This is a genomic window from Bacillus testis, assembly GCF_001243895.1.
Taxonomy (GTDB): Bacteria; Bacillota; Bacilli; order Bacillales; family DSM-1321; genus Bacillus_AD; species Bacillus_AD testis.
Map to the genome: position 1 here is coordinate 2,489,718 of NZ_LN851186.1, position 17,421 is coordinate 2,507,138.

Sequence of the window (17,421 nt, forward strand, 5' to 3'; positions counted from 1 at the left end):
ACAACTGCTTTTTTCAACGGTAGAATGTCGTTAATTCATTTTTTAAAATATTTTGACTATTATAGGATGGTGTATGTCAGTGTATAAAATATTGGTGGCTGATGCTATAAAACCTGAAGGGCTGACACCTTTTCTCCACGCTTCAGGAATCGAATTGATCCAACAGACCGTAGAGAAAGCAGCTGAACAACTTCATGAAGTAGATGCAATCCTTGTAAGAAGCGCAACAAAAGTGACCGCCGACTTGATTGAAGCAATGCCCAACTTAAAAATCATCGCCCGGGCAGGCGTTGGAGTGGATAATGTTGATATCCATGCAGCAACAAAGAGAGGGATCGTCGTCGTAAACGCGCCGGACGGCAATACGATCTCCACAGCCGAGCATACTTTTGCGATGATGGCCTCTCTTTTACGCCATATTCCGCAGGCCTACGCCTCCGTCAAACAAGGAGAATGGAAACGTTCAGCTTATGTGGGGACAGAATTAAACGGGAAAACCCTCGGAATCATAGGCATGGGGCGGATTGGGGGAGAAATCACGAAGCGGGCGAAAGCTTTCGGCATGAACGTCGTTGCCTACGATCCTTTCCTGACGGCAGAACGAGCCAAGCAACTGAACATTCTCAATCTTTCATTGGATGAATTGATGGCCAAATCCCATATCATCACCGTCCATACGCCCTTGACTAAGGAGACAAAGGGACTCATCAATAAAGAAATGCTGATGAAAGCGCAAAAAGGCCTCTATGTACTGAACTGTGCCCGTGGAGGAATCATTGATGAAGATGACCTTTATGAGTGCCTCATACAGGGACAGGTGGCCGGTGCCGCGCTAGATGTATTCGTCGAAGAGCCAGCCGTTACTAATAAACTGCTTGAACTGGATTCGGTGATTGCAACCCCTCATCTCGGCGCATCGACCAAAGAAGCCCAATTAAATGTAGCAACCCAGGTTGCCCATGAAGTATTGGCATACCTTGAGGGGAACCCTGTCTCCAATTCAATTAACCTTCCTGCTATATCGAAGGAAATATTCGAAAAAATACAGCCATACTATGGATTGGCAAAAAAAATCGGCCAAATCGCCTCCCAAGCGATCAAGGAAGGCGTCAACGAAATTTCTGTGACCTATGCCGGCTCGGTGCTTGATTTCGAAACAACATTGCTGACCAAAAGCTTGCTGTCAGGTTTCCTGAACCAACGGATCGACCATGCTGTCAACGAAGTGAATGCCCTGCTTGTCGCCCAAGAACGCGGCATTACTGTCGGGGAAAAGATTTCCCAGAACACGTCCGGCTACACAAATATCATTTCCGCCACAGTAAAAGGCGATAAAACGCAATTAGAGATCAAAGGAACATATATAGACCATTACGGTCTCCGCATTGTTAGCCTGAACGGCTTCGCCATTGATTTTGTACCAGAGGGGCACCTTCTTTACATCCAACATACTGACCGCCCAGGCGTAATCGGACGGGTAGGCAAGATCCTTGGAGATCATGCTATCAACATTGCTACCATGCAGGTTGGCCGGAAACAAATCGGCGGAGAAGCCATTATGGTCTTGTCGTTCGATAAGCCGCTTTCCGATCAAATGCTGTCATTATTGATGGCAGCAGAAGATATCACATCGCTCCACCGGATTTCCCTATGAAGAGAAGACAACCGATTTAACGGCCAAACAATTCTCTTCTTACAGAGCAGCCAAAATCAAAAGCGCCCTCTGGAAAGAGGGATCTCCTTTCAGGGGGCGCTTTTTCTATTTCCTCATTCATTAAGAATCAGTACCTGATTGATAAAAATTTGGTCAGAATCCAATTTATTGAGCTGAAGCAGCCTGTACACCGGCACATGATAGCGGTTGCCGATGCTGCTCAATGTATCGCCTTCCCTCACGATATATTTCATCTGGCTTCTGCTGTTCATGACTGGCATGGCTTCTTGTTCTGACGGTACGCCTCCAACAGCCATTGAAGGATTAATCGCATTTTGTTTATCAAATGTCCATTCAGGCTTATGTATTTCAAAGTGAAGATGGACGCCATCGGATGCACCGGTGTTACCCATTTCTCCGATACGCTGCCCCTTCTTGATAGATTGTCCTTCCTTAACGAACCGCTTGTAAAGATGTGCATATACGGTCTCATATGAATGGTTAGAATGGGTGATAAATACAACTTCTCCATACGTTTGCGATGTATAGGACTTCGAAACCACCCCGTCCTTCGCCGCCACGACCGGTGAACGATATTCACCGGCAATGTCGATGCCTTTATGAGTGCCCCCACGGGCGCCAAAATGGTCGCTGATTTCCCCGCGGGCGGGCCAAATCCATTCTTCTCCAAACCCTTCATGGGAAGGGGCTGCTGCTTTACCAGTTGTGCCGCCTATAAACAGCATGCCGATAAAAGCTGCAACAATTAATGCAATCAATACTCTTTTGCCGTAATCAAGCATAATAATAAAGTGCCTCCTACTGAATTCATTCCTCCCTAACGTATGCGGAAAGAGAGAATTTCAGAACTGCAAATGTACCAATTGGCAATCTTTTTACCAAAATAACCACGTTTACTAGCTTTCTCCATCCCTTAAAAAGTATGCATGGACCTTTTAGGGCATTTTTTCATCTCCCCTGGCCCTTATTTCGCCAATAAGCCACAAGGAACAAAAAAAGAGAGGCGCACTTCACGACTCTCTAATCAGCCTTTAATCGGCGGCAAGCATATTAGGTGCATTTGGCACATCTACTTCTTCTTCCAAATTGATGGTGCCAATCATAGGCAGTCCAGCGTTAAGGAAACGCACCGCTTTAAAGCCGAATTCGCGTGCAGCCAGCAAGATCGCATGAATACCGGTGATCCCCTCCTCGTTATCTTCCATCGAACAGCCATCAGCAAAAGTGACAACGACCGCATCCCCCTCTTTCTGTATATCCTTAAAGTCTACATAATCAGGAATACTAGCCAGCATTCCCGGCTCTTCCCCTCCCTGTTTCATCGCCTGCAAAGCTTGAAGCAAGTCGCTGAAGCTTTCCTGAGTTGGAACAAATAAAGAAGAGGAGGAATGTTGGCCTTGATAGACCAATACAGCCCTCTGCGGATAGGGGTTGACAGCAATGGACTGTTCCATTTCGCCAGATTCACCGTCCTGCTGTATGATCAGCCTGGTTATGCCTATATATCTCATTGTCTCCATAAGCGAATCAAGCCACCGCTTATCAGGATCACTTTCTCCGCCTAGCTGTCCGGATGTCTCAAGAGTTACAGCTTGGTGGTCGGGGAGATAGGACAGCAATCCCATATCCCGGCTAAATGAATCTAAACCGTATTTACTGTAATCCTTTTCTTTGATCATCGCTAAAAAAGCAGCTAATTTCCCTTCTACTGTCGCATCCTTGACAGGGACTGTAATGGGCACGACCATCTGCTTGTCCTTCAGGGGAAGCGCTATCGTAGCATAGCTCGACTGCACTGCTTCTTGATTATAGAAAGAAGCACTTCCTACACCCGCCGCCATGATTCCCTGGCTGGCATTCTGTTTGGCTTTCGCAGGCGGATTTCCGGTTTCCTCCTTTGTGGGAATTGCTTTCTTTTTCGCTACAGATGCCTTTCTAGCATCGTCCGTTTCCTTCACCTGATCCTTTTGCGGTGTTTCCGGTTTTAGGGATAACTCCTGCCTATCCTGGAGGCTATCGCTCTTTTCTTCCCCAGATGTATCCTGCCAAAGTGAAATGGTTGCGAATGTAGCCACACAGGCAACAGCAGCCGATGAAACAGCGAATGGCAACCATCTGCGTTTTTTTCTGAGCCGGTCCTGGTTCATCCGTTCCTCAATTCGGCTCCTGACCCATTCAGGATCTCTGCGGTCACGAATAGATGGCATCTGCGCCAAGTACTCTTCCAGCCTATTTCCGTTCCAATCTGACTCCTTCATCGGCCTTAGCCTCCTTTCGCTGTTCTTCCTCCATGATTTTCTTCAAATTTTTTAATGCCCTGTGCTGTGTGGTTTTCACTTTAGCGACCGTCCATCCAAGAGCCTCGGCGCTTTCTGTGATTGACAATGCTTGAATATAACGAAGGATGATAACCATCCGCTGGTCAGTCGAACATTTCTCCAAGCATCTATAAACCATTCTTGTTTCTTCATTGCTTTCCGCGATTTCCTCAGGCAACGGCTGAATGTCGGCCACACTGTCCCTGCTCCAATCAAAATTATCCAGCAGCCGCTGCTTCCAGCTTTTGTGCTTTCTGAAATAGTCGATCGCTGTATTTCTAGCGATCGAATATAGCCATGTCTTCTCACTGCTTTTATTTTCAAAACGATGATATGCGTGAAGCACTTTGATATAAACTTCCTGCATTAAATCCTCTGCAGTCTGACGGTCCTTCACCATATAAAATAAAAATTGAAAAAGTTCCTGATGATACTTCTCGTATAAATTTTGGAAAACGGAGTCCATATTTCTTCCCCCTCCGTCATTAGTTTGTCGTATTCTTTCGAGAAAAGGTTACACTCCCCTAAACACCCCTGGAATACGCAGCATAATAACGAAATATTGGCTGTTCTTCCCTCTCGTCCTTCTGTCTATCGTTCTCATTTTTATATCAAGCATTCTAGAAAAAAGCCTGCTGTACCTATAATTGCATCATAAACGATGTGTTCAATCATACCATCCCTTACCTATTTGTGCCACCTCGGCTATTGCCCAGCAGGCTGCCGTGAATGGAATGAGCCCTGACCACATGATCAGGGCTTGTACCTGCTATTCATCTATTAGGCTGGCATGAACAATTATTTGGCTGAGTAGTGAAGAAAAATATTAAACAAGGTTTCACCTATCCGCAAGCCCATAACCATTCTTTTTATGGTAACATATAATGTATAATTTTTACATTTATACATTAGAGGAGGAAGTGCCTACCCATGAAAAAAAGAATAGGGATACTGACCGCAACGTTCCTATCCGCCATCCTTTTTTGTGCATTATTGACCATTACCTCCATGTCTCCTCTAGCGGAAACCGGCAAGCATGCCAACCAATTTGGGTCAGTCGAAATGTGGATGGAATTAGGAATGGTGCTTTTGTTTTATTTGTTTCCCCTAATCATCTATACGGCGGGGCTTCGCATGATGAAATTCGTCTTAGCCTTGTTTTGCGGCATAGGACTGCTGGCGAATTCCTTCTTTCTGGTCTTCGCACTTATAATGGCGGAATTTAAAGAGATCGGTTGGGTTTATTTAACTTCCATCATCGGTCTTTGCATAGCCGGGATGCTGGTCCATTTCATATGGTTTCTCATCGCATTCCGGCCTTCTTCCTCACCAAAAGAGACTAATCACCCCATCTGACATCTTGAACAAACCATTTTTTCATCCTTCTGGTCCCAAGAAACAAAAAGAAGAGATCACAAGGATCTCTTTGATAGCCTATTTATTGCCTAATGTACCAAAAAAGTAAGCCGTTTCTTATGTAACGATATTTTTCGGCAAACATTTTAATCAGCATCATAAACGATCGTACTTTGCGGAATGGTGAAAGTAAATGTCGTTCCTTTTCCCATTTCGGAAACGACAGAAATGTCCCCATTATGAGCTTTGATGATATTCTGGGCGATTGCGAGACCAAGCCCAGTCCCAGATTGGCCGCGTGTCCTTGCTTTATCCGCTTTGTAGAAACGTTCAAAAACGAACGGCAGGTCTTCCTGTGGAATGCCGGAACCAGAATCCTGCACCTGGATCATCAATTGGTCATTCACGATGTCTTGTATGACCGTCACTGTGCCTGGTGCCGGTGTATGGCGGATGGCATTATCGATTAAATTCGTCAGGACCTGTTCAATCCTGTCTGGATCCATGACCCAGATATAGTCAGGGTCATGAAGATCCGTTTGGACCGTGATGCCTTTCTCTTTAGCAAGCCCGAAGAATTTGGAAGCAATCCGTTTTAGATAATCCCGGAGCTCAACTTCCTCATAACTCAGGTTAATATAACCTGCTTCCATCCTTGCCAGGTCAAGGAGATCATTCACCAATCTTCCCATCCGGAGAGATTCATCATAAATGATTTGTGCCATATCCTTCTTCTCTTCATCCGTTTGGGCAATATCATCAATAATCGCCTCGCTGTATCCCTGAAGCATGGAAATCGGCGTCCGCAATTCATGGGAAACATTCGCGATAAAATCATTTCGCATTTTATTCAACTTGCGGTCTTCGGTCATATCGCGAAGAACAGCCACGGCGCCGCGAATATTTTCATTATTATATAATGGGCTGACAATGATTACCCAATAATGGTCCGACAACTTGATTTCGCCGATCTGTTCCACTTCCCTTTCGACCGTCGCCTGGAAGAGCTGCTGCAGTTCTTCCGGAGCTTCTTTGATCGAACGGGCCCCATGCTTTCCTTTATTCCAATAGTCCATGAATACATCTGCAGGAGGATTAGTAGAAAGGATTGTACCGTCGACACGGATGGTGAGGACACCGTCCGCCATCGAGCTCAAGATACTGGAAAGATTCTCTTTTTCCCGGCTCAACTCATCCATATTGAATTTCAGCTGCTTGCCCATTTTGTTGAAGGCATGCGCCAATTCACCGATTTCATCATTGGATGGGCTCGGCACCTTTGTGTCGAATTTCCCCTTGGCCACTTCAAAAACGGCTTCCCTCATCTTACGGAGCGGAGCAGTAATCCGGGTCGAGAGGAAAAAGGCGAAAATCGTCGTCAGAATAATGGCTACACCGGCAGCAAGGATAATAAATTTAGTTGTCGACTGGATGGTCGCCCTCATCGTATCAAGGGATTGGTACACAAATATAACACCCTGCTGCTTGTCGTCCTTCAACGGGACACCGACAATCATAACCGGCATTTCATCCTCCGTCGACTTGTTAAGCACAAGTTCCTTCTTCACTGTTTTGCCGTCCTCGAATACAGACGAAAGCTGCTTGTCCTTCTCGATTGTATGTAATGACAGCTGAAATTTTTTATCGCTATTGTCAGAGAAGTAGATATGATCCTTGTCCTTTACAATCATGATTTTCTTTGAACGGCCTAATAATTGTGATGATATCTCTAAGGTATAGCGCGGATCTTCATGGTACTCAAGTATCTGTACAATCCGGTTGGCTGTCACAAGCAAATCATCTTCCACTTGATGAACCTGAAAATTTTGAAAAAACTCCAGGAGGAGCACCGTCAATATGAGCAGTACAAAAGATACTAACAATAGAATGGTAAGCCATAGCTTACCAACGACGCTCCTTAGAAATATCATTATTCATTCACAACCTCGAATTTGTATCCAACTCCCCAAACCGTAACAATCATTTTGGCAGCCTCTTCGGATACCCTGTTCAGCTTTTCTCTCAATCGTTTCACATGCGTATCGACTGTACGGAGATCTCCAAAGAATTCATAGTGCCAAACTTCTTTCAGCAATTGCTCGCGGTCGAACACCTTGTCCGGAGCTTTCGCTAGGAAATACAGCAATTCATATTCTTTCGGTGTCAGCGACACTTCCTTCTGGTCGGCTGTCACACGATGGGCATCATTATCGATTGTCAAATGCGGAAGGACGATAATATCCTTTGTCGTTGTATCCGCTTGAATAAAGGTTGTTTTGGAAGACCGGCGCAGCAATGCCTTCACGCGCAGCACAACTTCACGCGGTGAGAAAGGTTTGACGATATAATCATCCGTACCCACTTCGAATCCCTGGACACGGTTGATTTCTTCTCCTTTTGCTGTCAGCATGATAACCGGAGTCGATTTCTTCTCTCGCAGTTCACGGCACACTTCAATGCCATCCTTGCCCGGCATCATGATATCTAGAAGGATAAGATCATAGTCGTTCGCAGATGCTTTGGCCAATGCCTCATTACCGTCTGCCGCTTCGTCAATCATATATTCTTCTCTCTCTAAGTACATTTTTAATAGCCTGCGGATTCTTTCTTCATCATCCACTACTAAAATTCTAATTTCGCTGTCCATCTTATTGCCTCCCCTGTTTGCATATCATCCTTAATGTATAAGCCTGATTATGCATCAATGAAATAAGACCCTCTTTTTATGCGTTTTCAACTCTTTCATTATATATAAAAAGAGATAAAAGCGAAATAACCTTTATTCATTTCCCCAATACTAGCTGATTCCCCCACTTGCTCGACGAAGAAGGGAAGCGAGACATCAAGCGCCAGTAAGAACTTAGGGTGGTTCAAGGAATGAGCGGCATGGAAAATGAAACCCCTCACCGTTCAACATTTCACTTTATCTCAGAGTTGCTATTCCTAGCCTTGCTGCAGCAGCAGCCTTCTATTCTATTGTAATAAATTTGAGTAAATATACAACCCATGCACCGAACGATTTTTCAAATAACCTATTTTATTCAATAATTTATTCATAATACCCCTATTTTTTGGATAAATATTTAAAAAAACGAATACAGAAAAAGCCGCCATCGCCATGGCAGCTTTCATTATTCAATATGCCCAGTGATAGACTCATCACGTAATATGCCGCAGATTTCCAGGTCTACCATACCCTGATTGCCCCAGAAAGCAAATTGGCGAAGTGCCCCCTCCAGTCTAAATCCGTTTTTCAACAGCACTTTTTAGAGGCCTTATTCTCCGGAAGAACTTCTGCCTGGACGCGGTTGACCCCCGCTACCGTGAAAAGGAAGGAGAGTGCACAGCCAATCGCCCTGCGCAATCCCCTTGCCCAATGCTTTTCCTGCAGCAAGGTATCCAATTGTTAAGGCATTAACTTTTTTATCGAGGGCGAACACATCCATAAAGCCGATTAACTCTTCCTTCCTGTCCTCACATATTCCCCACTTCAATTTAGAATGCCTCCCATAGTCGCGCGCTCGAAATGGCCGATTGTCTTCTCCACCGTTTTTTATATGCTTCGGCGTAATCCCGCACATACGGAACACACGCTCTGTCATAAAGCACAAATAGCTCATCCAGATGTACTGCCTCTATCTTTTTCTAGAGGATGCCGCTATGTTTCAGCACAGGGAATTGGCCGAACAGAACATCGCTTTCCATGTTCATCTTCCTTCCACTTTGGGCTAAAGCCTTCCATCCAGCCGGACATCATTCATATATCGGTTCCTGCGGATGATGGCTTCAGCCGTTCGTTTGGTGCCGTCAATGACGGGTATACCGCTCCTGCGATACAGAAGAATCCATCTGATGAGAGCGATTCCTTCGAATAGGATGAGCTCATCATTAGTCATCGGCATGCGCGCCAAATAGTGCTCCAGGAAGAGACCTGGTACATCTCCAGGCAACGGATAGATCTGCATCAAAAGCAGCGTCTAGGCGACATCATAACGGCGGTCGCCAAACTGGATGTTCGTCCAATCAATGATGGTCATTTCCCCTTCATTCTCAACGACATTTTCCCAGTGAAGGTCGCCATGGATCATATCAAACTGCCGAATATCCACCATGGATAACAGTTGTTCGAGTTTCTCTTGCAAATCTGGATATTCAGAGCACGCCGGAAAAAAGTAAGACGGAAAATCTTTAACCCCAAGCTGCATTTCATTCTTCATAGAGGTTGGAATATCATGCAGACTCGCAAGCGCATCGGCCATGGATACCAGCTTATCAGGCGCCACTTCACGCATGCATTCTCCATCATAACTAGTCAACAGAACCGGGGCGCCATTTTCCGCCGTTCCCCATCCATGCGGTTCGGCAACAGCGATGCCTTGGCAAGCCAATGCCTTCAACAGCCGGAATTGTTTTTCCGCATCCGGCTTTGCTTGTTTATTCAAGATTTTCAGAACGAAAAAGTGCCCGCAAGCCTCCACCATTTTCACTTCCGCTTCCAGGCCTTGCTTCATCGGAAACTCGTTGAACCGGCAACCATCCAAGTTTTCCAATATCTCGCTTTTTTCTTTCCATTTAACTCTTACCGTTAATGTGTCCATTTATTCCTGCCTTTTCTTGTACCAATAAAATTCCATACTATTTTAAGGAAAAATATGTCATATAAAAATAGATCTGTCAATCTCCTTTTTTAGGTTCAAAACTTGTCTTGATATGGGTATACATCTTACAGCGGAGTTTTTGCCAAGGCTTTTTAGACACCATGAAAATACCAAAAAACAAGGAGGCGATTGTATGAAAAAAATCCTTAATGACCCCAACCAAGTTGTGAAGGATATGTTAGCCGGGCTGGTAGCGGCGCATGGCGGTGTACTGAAGCAGCTGCCCGGCACAACCGTTGTGGCGAAGAAAGAAAGCCCGGTAAAAGGCAAGGTCGGGCTGGTGAGCGGCGGCGGAAGCGGCCATGAACCGGCACATGCCGGCTATATCGGGAAGGGCATGCTTGATGCCGCTGTCTGCGGAGAAGTTTTTACATCACCGACACCCGACCAAGTACAGGAAGCCATCAAAGCGGTCGATGGCGGCGCAGGCGTGTTGTTGATTGTTAAGAATTACAGCGGCGATGTAATGAACTTCGATATGGCGGCGGAACTGGCCAAAATGGAAGAGATTGAAGTAGAACAAGTCATCGTCAACGATGATGTAGCCATCGAGGACCCCGCTTCCAGAAGAGGAATCGCCGGCACTGTATTCGTACATAAGATTGCCGGCGCAAAAGCGGAAAGCGGTGCCTCATTGGCCGAAGTGAAAGCAACAGCCGAAAAAGCCATTCAAAACTTGCGGTCCATGGGAATGGCACTCAGCGCCTGCACCATCCCGGCGGCTGGCAAACCAGGGTTTACGATTGCAAGCGATGAGATGGAACTGGGAATGGGCATTCACGGCGAACCCGGCATCGAGACTCTTCCCCTCTCACCCGCCGATGCAATCGCCGATCAGCTGCTTGCTCCAATTTTAAAGGAAGGCATATATGAGGAAGGCGATGAAGTCGCCTTAATGATTAATGGACTGGGCAGCACGCCCCTTATGGAACAATATATCCTGGCAGGTAATGTCCTGGACCGCTTGAAAAGCAGGAAACTGAATGTTTGCCGAACCTTCGTAGGCGATTATATGACGGCAATCGATATGGCCGGGGTTTCAGTCACGCTGTTGAAGCTCGATGAAGAACTAAAAGAACTGCTCCTTGCCCCTTCAGACGCCCAACATTTTACGATCCAATAACAGAAAGGAAGGATATCATGGGACTGACCACTCAACAGATGATTAAATGGATTCAAAAGGCAAACGAAACGATCCAGGAAAACAAAGCATACTTGTCCGACCTCGACCAAGCAATCGGTGACGGCGACCACGGCTTCAACATGGCCCGCGGTTTTGAGGAAACAGCAAAAAAACTCAGCGAAGGCTCCTACAACGAACCGGCAGATGTCCTTAAAGACTGCTCGATGACGTTAATTTCCAAGGTGGGCGGCGCTTCAGGCCCTCTTTACGGTACCGCTTTCCTAAAGATGGCGCTGGCTCTGAAAGGCAAGGAAGAAATCGACTACCGCTCCCTTTCTGAAGCCATCACTGCAGCCGCCGATGGCATCAAGCAACGTGGCAAGGCAGCTGAACAGGAGAAGACGATGATCGATGTGTGGTCCCCAGTCGCATATTATATGGAGACACAGAATGAAATGGATACAGAAGGCTTCCTTAGAACAGCCAAACAGGCCATGGACCGAACCAAAGACATGAAGGCGGCAAAAGGTCGCGCCTCTTATCTGAGGGAACGGTCAATCGGCCATCTTGATCCGGGATCCGTATCCTCTTACTATGTATTAAGCACTCTTGCCCAAATCATCGATGAGGAAGAGGTGTCCTTATGAGTACAGTCGGCATTGTCCTTGTATCCCATAGCCCCAAAATAGCCGATGGGCTAAAAGATCTGCTCTCGCAGGCCGTCAAAAACGTGGCGATTGCGACTGCAGGAGGGACCGATGAAGAAGAAATCGGCACCAGCCTGGAAAAGATCCAGCAAGCCATCGAAAAGGTGCATTCCGATAAAGGAACGCTGCTGCTGTTTGACCTCGGGAGCTCACTGATGAATGCCGAAATGGCGGTGGAGCTGGCAGAAGACGATTCCATTAAAATTGCTGATGCCCCATTCGTCGAAGGCAGCTATGTAGCAGCTGTCGAAGCAGGAATGGGCAAATCCCTTGATGAAGTCTTACGGGCGGCCGAAGAAACCCGGGAACAAAAAAAGAAACAATAAAGCTTTTTGAAGGAGCGGATTCCCCAATAGGACGGATCCGCTTCTTTCATGTGCAAAAAAACATTTTTCATAAACGGCTGCTTTCCCCTCTCTTTTCAAACCAAGCAAAAAAGCGGAAATCTCACCTCCGCACCTTTCATTGCAATTAAGGCTTTTCGCACAAACTCGCCAATCCCCCATCCTCTTTATTAATTCACAGAATCACTAAAGCTTACTTTCAACCTTTTTTATTTCTGAATATTTATAATTTAATATACATTTCCAGGAATATATGATAAATATCTACATGAATTTCACGGGATTTACACAGATTGCTAGTATGATTGGTTCGTAGAAAAATCATCGTATATTATTCAACCATTCGAGGTGATTTAGATGTCCATCACAGCAAACGCAGAACAAAAAATGATCACTGCCCAAACGGCCGGGCAACGGTTAAAACTTTGGAAAGCCCATTTTCCGAATGAAACGGTCAACCATCTTATAGATGAGCTGTCCAAAGAGTTCTCGCTTGAATTAAAGCGCCCTTATCTATCTAAAAATCCATTCTTCCCCCGTATCCTGGATTTTTTATTCACAACTAAACCGGAACAGGCTGAATTGTTCATACGCTGCTTTTATCCGCAAGAAGTCTACGCACTATACAAACAACAATACAGTGAACAATGATCCGCATACTCCCTTAAATAAATAGATAGAACCATAGGCAAAAACGCACCTGATATTTAGTTCAGGTGCGTTTTTTTGTCTGTTTTATAGATTCATGGTACCAATTAAAAAATCCGCTCGCCTCGTCGATGGAAAGGTCCTTCAATTCGTTGACCCTGATTGGTTTGGCCCGGTTCGTAAATTCAATAGTGGCCACATTGAATTTACGCTGGAGCCAAGAGTGGCGGACTTGGATTTCCTGGATTTTCTCCACTCTTGTCAGGAAGGTCTCGTTCATGAAGCCCCCTTTCCGGATTTGCATGAATGCCCCCTTTCGCCTGTAGCCTGTCCACACAAAATCAAGAATACGGAAGACGACCGCAATCAAGAAAACAGCCGCAGCAATCCACAGCCATTCAGGCAGCCAGAGAAGCATAACAATGAAGACAGCCAGTGTTACATAATAAGGACGGATCAACCGCAGCCAAAGGATTTTTTTCGGCAGCTTCATCATTTGTTCTTCAATTTCATACATTGGCAGCAAAGCGTTGACCAATTCATACGCTTCATCCTTTGGCATGAATGGGTATAAGGAATTTGTTTGATCGTCCTCATCTCCTATATTGCCAGCTGAAATTAACTTGATCTCAGCCATGCCAAACAGCCGTTTAAGCAATGGGCGCCTGACTTCAATCGCCTGGACACGGTCTTTCTGGATAGAAAACGAACTGTGCTCAAGCATCCCTTTCTTAATATAAATCCTTTCTTCATCCTCTGAAATCTCATAGTTGCCGTATTTAATCATTGTTTGGACAAAGCCGAAGGCCGCCGACAACAACAAAGCAACAATCGCCAAAGGAAGCAAAAACAATAGATGGTCGCCGAAGAAGGAGAAAATAGAACCCGCTTTCTTATCTAAATTGAAGACTTCATCTATTTTCGAATAAACCGCCAACAAGACCGGAAAGATCGCCAAAAAACTAAAAGAAGTGAATGCCGCTTTCACATTGTCCTTCATTGTCGATCTGAACATAACCTCACGAACCGGAACAGCTGGCTCGGCTTCTTCGCCTGTATCCAAGCTGTTAAGATAAACGGCAATAGCATCATATTCTTCCGGTGTAAGCACTTTGAACACAATGGCGGATTCACCCATCGTAGTACCCGTCTCGATCGTCAACGACGTGAGCCCGAAAATCCGATGGACGATATTCGTTTTGGTGTGGAGATTCTGGATTTTATCGACCGGAACTATTCTTTCCCTACGGACGAAAACGCCTTCGTGGAAAACGATCGCCTTCTTTTTAAACTCATAATGCAACCTCCACCATTTACACACCATATAGACAAGTACGGCCATGGACATAAGGAGATAGCCAATCTTTGCCCAAAGAACCCATCCTGTGTTTATATTAAAGCGGAGGACGAATACAAATAAAATAATGAAGGAGGTCTGTTTGACATATACGCCCGCTTCAAACAAGATCCACACCGGATGGAATCTATGCTTTTGGTTCGTCATCAACAGCGCTCCCCTCTTCGAATTCGTCCTTCACCTTCGCAAAACGGGCAATCTGATGGGTAAGTGCGATTGCTTCTTCCTCGCCAAGCGCCGGAATCGTATGTCTGGAAGCAGTCGTCCCGACATTTACATCGTACAATCGGTACTTCCTCAGGAACGGGCCTTGTGAAGTAGATACATATTCTACCTTCGTCATCGGGATTAGCGTATTTTCTTCAACCAGATGGCCATGCTTCAATTGAATATACTCTTCATCAATTTCATATCGCCATGTCTTCTGAACATAATAGGGTTTAAGAATAATTGTATAAAAGCCAGCCAAAATATTGAGGCCCATAGCTATATCAATAACAATGCCGATCCAATTATACCAATCAAATATATGATCAAGAAACAGCAAGGCCACAATGACCAGCATCCACACAATGAAAGAGATCGTTCCCGCCAGACGCCAGACAGTGACGGCTTTCCTTGAGATCCGTCTCTCGGGTTGTTTCACTTGCAAATACATATTTTGTCACCTCTTCTGTTATATGTTTTATGATAACGCATTTTTCAAAATAATACCTACTTATTCTGTTATTCAAACTTTTTGTCAACATAGCGGGATTTATTCCTGCCAACCGTAAAATCATCTTGATAAAACATTTATTCTCAGTTATTATGTGATTGAATTTTAAATATTCAAAAACTTCAGAAAGGAGGACTGTGTTAGAAGAAAGATTATCTATGTGACCAAGGAAGGAGATGTCAATGAATGAACAAGAAATTGCTGTCTATTTTGATTTGGACCATCATATCCATCGCAGGAGGGGCCGCCTTCGCATTGCTCGCTTTAGCAAATGGGGAAACGATTTCCGCCGCCTGGCTGCTGATTGCAGCTGTCTGCACCTATGCTGTCGCCTACCGCTTTTATAGTAAATTCATAGCTTATAAGATTTTCAAATTGAACGACCAACGCGCGACCCCTGCGGAAATAAACGATGACGGAAAAGATTTCGTCCCGACGAATAAATGGGTGCTATTCGGCCACCATTTCGCGGCCATTGCCGGGGCAGGACCGCTTGTCGGGCCGATTCTCGCCGCCCAGATGGGTTATCTTCCGGGCGCCCTATGGATCATTATCGGTGTCGTCCTGGCAGGTGCCGTCCAGGATTCCGTCATCTTGATGGCATCAATGCGCCGAAACGGCAAATCGCTCGGCCAGATGGCCAAAGAAGAAGTCGGCACATTTGGAGGGATTGTTGCCTCCATCGGGATACTGGCCATCATGATGATCCTGCTGGCAGTTTTAGCGCTCGTAGTTGTGAAAGCGCTTGCTGGTTCGCCGTGGGGCGTGTTCACGATTGCGGCGACGATTCCGATTGCCTTGCTGATGGGCGTCTATATGCGTTTCATTCGTCCCGGAAGGATTCTTGAAGGTTCCATAATCGGCTTCTTCCTTTTGATGCTGGCGCTTTGGGGAGGACAGTATGTATCGGAAACGCCTGAGTTGGCCAAGATGTTCACATTCACAGGAGCCCAGCTCTCTATCATGATCGGCATTTATGGTTTTGTGGCATCCATCCTGCCTGTATGGCTGTTGTTGGCACCGCGCGATTATTTGAGTTCTTTCCTGAAGGTCGGTGTCATCTTCTTGCTGGCGGCTGGCATCCTGATTGTCCTGCCGGATTTGCAAATGCCGAAAATCTCTAAGTTCATCGACGGAACAGGGCCGGTATTCTCTGGAAACCTCTTTCCTTTCCTATTCATCACCATCGCTTGCGGAGCGGTCTCCGGATTCCACTCACTCGTCTCATCTGGCACCACGCCAAAAATGATCGAGAAAGAAAGCCATGCCCGCTTCATCGGCTTCGGAGGAATGGTCATGGAATCTGGCGTAGCTATCATGGCACTGATTGCCGCTTGTTCCCTCCATCCAGGGCTGTATTTCGCCATGAACGCACCGGCCTCCGCCATCGGCACCGAAGCGGCCCAGGCCGCATCCGTCATCTCCAATTGGGGCTTCACCGTTACACCCGCTGAGATTACCAACGCAGCCAAAGAAATCGGCGAAACGACCATCATGTCTCGAACCGGCGGAGCGCCGACGCTCGCTGTCGGCATGGCCGAGATATTCACCAGCTTTCTGGCCGGCGCGAAGGCCTTCTGGTATCACTTCGCCATCCTGTTCGAAGCACTGTTCATCCTGACCACCATCGATGCCGGCACACGGATCGGCCGCTTCATGCTGCAGGATCTCGTCGGCAATTTCTATAAGCCGTTCGCCAAGACAAATAATCTGTTCGCCAACATCATCGCTTCCGCACTCATCACACTCGGATGGGCCTATATTACCTATCAGGGAGCAGTCGATCCATTCGGCGGCATCAACTCGCTTTGGGCGCTGTTCGGCATTTCCAACCAGATGCTTGCAGCCATTGCGCTCGCTGTTGCTACCACGATCCTAATCAAGATGGGCAAGGCCCGGCATGCGTGGGTAACCTTCGTCCCGTTCCTGTTCCTGACCGTCACCACCTTGACGGCGGCATTCATGAAGCTGTTCTCCAGCGTCCCGGCCATTGGCTTCTTCGCCCATGCGGACATCTACCAGAAAGGAATTGATGCCGGCAAGGTCGTCGCACCGGCCACCGATATGGATGTCATGAAACAGATCGTCTTCAATGACTGGCTCGACGCCATCCTGACCATGGTCTTCATCGCCATCGTCATCCTCATGGTGGTGGCTTCCATGAGGATCTGGTACAACATTCTGGTCAAGAAGAAACAAACGCAGCTTCATGAAACGCCTTTCATTCAATCACAGTGGAAAAACACGAATATAGGAGGTTGAGAATATGGCCGCTTGGCGAATGAAAATAAGGTCCATCAATTGCGCGATCAAGACCATCTTCGGCATGCCCAACTACCACCGGTATGTTGAGCATTGCCGGCGCAAGCATCCCGGCCGGCCGATCCTGAGCGAAAAGGAATACTATATGTTTGCGCTGAAGGAACGGTATGAGAGCGGGAAAGTGAATAGATGCTGCTGAACTGAATAGCACTAATGAAAATGTTAAAATACCCCTTAAAAATTAGATATCTCCAC

18 protein-coding genes are annotated in these 17,421 nt (G+C 46.3%); 8 read left to right on the top strand and 10 right to left on the bottom strand.

Annotated elements, in window-relative coordinates; genetic code table 11:
- The first annotated feature begins 79 nt into the window (after window positions 1-79).
- Window positions 80-1,654 carry a phosphoglycerate dehydrogenase gene (gene serA, locus BN1765_RS12590; protein ID WP_050616763.1) on the top strand — a complete coding sequence of 525 codons (1,575 nt, stop codon included), beginning with the start codon at window positions 80-82 and terminating at the stop codon, window positions 1,652-1,654.
- 113 nt (window positions 1,655-1,767) lie between these two features.
- On the opposite strand, the gene BN1765_RS12595 is transcribed toward serA, so the two are convergent.
- The 3 genes from BN1765_RS12595 to sigX all read right to left on the bottom strand — a co-directional run bounded on the left by BN1765_RS12595 (window position 1,768) and on the right by sigX (window position 4,459).
- Window positions 1,768-2,457, bottom strand: coding sequence for a peptidoglycan DD-metalloendopeptidase family protein (locus BN1765_RS12595; protein ID WP_050615465.1), 690 nt, complete (start codon window positions 2,455-2,457; stop codon window positions 1,768-1,770).
- Window positions 2,458-2,706: 249 nt separating this feature from the next.
- The gene (locus tag BN1765_RS12600) at window positions 2,707-3,933 is read right to left on the bottom strand and encodes a hypothetical protein (protein ID WP_050615466.1); all 1,227 of its coding nucleotides are present in this window, start codon (window positions 3,931-3,933) and stop codon (window positions 2,707-2,709) included.
- Window positions 3,905-4,459 (bottom strand): RNA polymerase sigma factor SigX, encoded by a 555-nt coding sequence (sigX, locus tag BN1765_RS12605; RefSeq protein ID WP_050615467.1) that lies wholly within the window; start codon window positions 4,457-4,459, stop codon window positions 3,905-3,907. Before sigX ends, BN1765_RS12600 begins: the two co-directional genes overlap by 29 nt.
- Window positions 4,460-4,923: 464 nt before the next feature.
- Here sigX and BN1765_RS12610 point away from each other — a divergent pair, with 464 nt between their 5' ends.
- On the top strand, window positions 4,924-5,349 hold the full coding sequence (locus tag BN1765_RS12610; protein ID WP_050615468.1) for a DUF5391 family protein: 426 nt from the start codon (window positions 4,924-4,926) through the stop codon (window positions 5,347-5,349).
- A 146-nt stretch (window positions 5,350-5,495) separates the two neighbouring features.
- Here BN1765_RS12610 and BN1765_RS12615 read toward each other — a convergent pair whose 3' ends face one another.
- From BN1765_RS12615 to BN1765_RS12635, 5 genes are all read right to left on the bottom strand, one after another.
- The gene (locus BN1765_RS12615; protein WP_050615469.1) at window positions 5,496-7,280 is read right to left on the bottom strand and encodes an ATP-binding protein; all 1,785 of its coding nucleotides are present in this window, start codon (window positions 7,278-7,280) and stop codon (window positions 5,496-5,498) included.
- The gene (locus tag BN1765_RS12620; protein ID WP_050615470.1) at window positions 7,280-7,996 is read right to left on the bottom strand and encodes a response regulator transcription factor; all 717 of its coding nucleotides are present in this window, start codon (window positions 7,994-7,996) and stop codon (window positions 7,280-7,282) included. The genes BN1765_RS12615 and BN1765_RS12620 overlap by 1 nt, the downstream gene beginning before the upstream one ends.
- Before the next feature lie 628 nt (window positions 7,997-8,624).
- The gene (locus tag BN1765_RS20445; RefSeq protein WP_050615471.1) at window positions 8,625-8,843 is read right to left on the bottom strand and encodes a GNAT family N-acetyltransferase; all 219 of its coding nucleotides are present in this window, start codon (window positions 8,841-8,843) and stop codon (window positions 8,625-8,627) included.
- A gap of 234 nt (window positions 8,844-9,077) precedes the next feature.
- Entirely contained in the window at window positions 9,078-9,317 is a 240-nt protein-coding gene (locus tag BN1765_RS12630; protein WP_147554192.1) for a hypothetical protein, read from the bottom strand.
- Between the two features lie 9 nt (window positions 9,318-9,326).
- Window positions 9,327-9,947, bottom strand: a complete 621-nt coding sequence (locus BN1765_RS12635; protein ID WP_050615473.1) for a phosphotransferase family protein — start codon at window positions 9,945-9,947, stop codon at window positions 9,327-9,329.
- A gap of 193 nt (window positions 9,948-10,140) precedes the next feature.
- Here BN1765_RS12635 and dhaK point away from each other — a divergent pair, with 193 nt between their 5' ends.
- From dhaK to BN1765_RS12655, 4 genes are all read left to right on the top strand, one after another.
- Window positions 10,141-11,130 carry a dihydroxyacetone kinase subunit DhaK gene (dhaK, locus tag BN1765_RS12640; RefSeq protein WP_050615474.1) on the top strand — a complete coding sequence of 330 codons (990 nt, stop codon included), beginning with the start codon at window positions 10,141-10,143 and terminating at the stop codon, window positions 11,128-11,130.
- 17 nt (window positions 11,131-11,147) lie between these two features.
- Window positions 11,148-11,777, top strand: coding sequence for a dihydroxyacetone kinase subunit DhaL (gene dhaL / locus BN1765_RS12645; RefSeq protein ID WP_050615475.1), 630 nt, complete (start codon window positions 11,148-11,150; stop codon window positions 11,775-11,777).
- Entirely contained in the window at window positions 11,774-12,163 is a 390-nt protein-coding gene (gene dhaM / locus BN1765_RS12650; protein WP_050615476.1) for a dihydroxyacetone kinase phosphoryl donor subunit DhaM, read from the top strand. Before dhaL ends, dhaM begins: the two co-directional genes overlap by 4 nt.
- 375 nt (window positions 12,164-12,538) lie before the next feature.
- A complete protein-coding gene (locus tag BN1765_RS12655) occupies window positions 12,539-12,832 on the top strand; it encodes a hypothetical protein (RefSeq protein WP_050615477.1) in 294 nt (97 codons plus the stop codon).
- A 61-nt stretch (window positions 12,833-12,893) separates the two neighbouring features.
- On the opposite strand, the gene BN1765_RS12660 is transcribed toward BN1765_RS12655, so the two are convergent.
- The gene (locus BN1765_RS12660) at window positions 12,894-14,333 is read right to left on the bottom strand and encodes a PH domain-containing protein (RefSeq protein ID WP_050615478.1); all 1,440 of its coding nucleotides are present in this window, start codon (window positions 14,331-14,333) and stop codon (window positions 12,894-12,896) included.
- The gene (locus BN1765_RS12665) at window positions 14,314-14,844 is read right to left on the bottom strand and encodes a PH domain-containing protein (RefSeq protein WP_050615479.1); all 531 of its coding nucleotides are present in this window, start codon (window positions 14,842-14,844) and stop codon (window positions 14,314-14,316) included. The genes BN1765_RS12660 and BN1765_RS12665 overlap by 20 nt, the downstream gene beginning before the upstream one ends.
- A 246-nt stretch (window positions 14,845-15,090) precedes the next feature.
- On the opposite strand from BN1765_RS12665, the gene BN1765_RS12670 reads away from it, so the two are divergent.
- On the top strand, window positions 15,091-17,166 hold the full coding sequence (locus BN1765_RS12670) for a carbon starvation CstA family protein (RefSeq protein WP_050615480.1): 2,076 nt from the start codon (window positions 15,091-15,093) through the stop codon (window positions 17,164-17,166).
- A 4-nt stretch (window positions 17,167-17,170) separates the two neighbouring features.
- The gene (locus BN1765_RS12675) at window positions 17,171-17,365 is read left to right on the top strand and encodes a YbdD/YjiX family protein (protein ID WP_050615481.1); all 195 of its coding nucleotides are present in this window, start codon (window positions 17,171-17,173) and stop codon (window positions 17,363-17,365) included.
- Window positions 17,366-17,421: the final 56 nt, after the last annotated feature.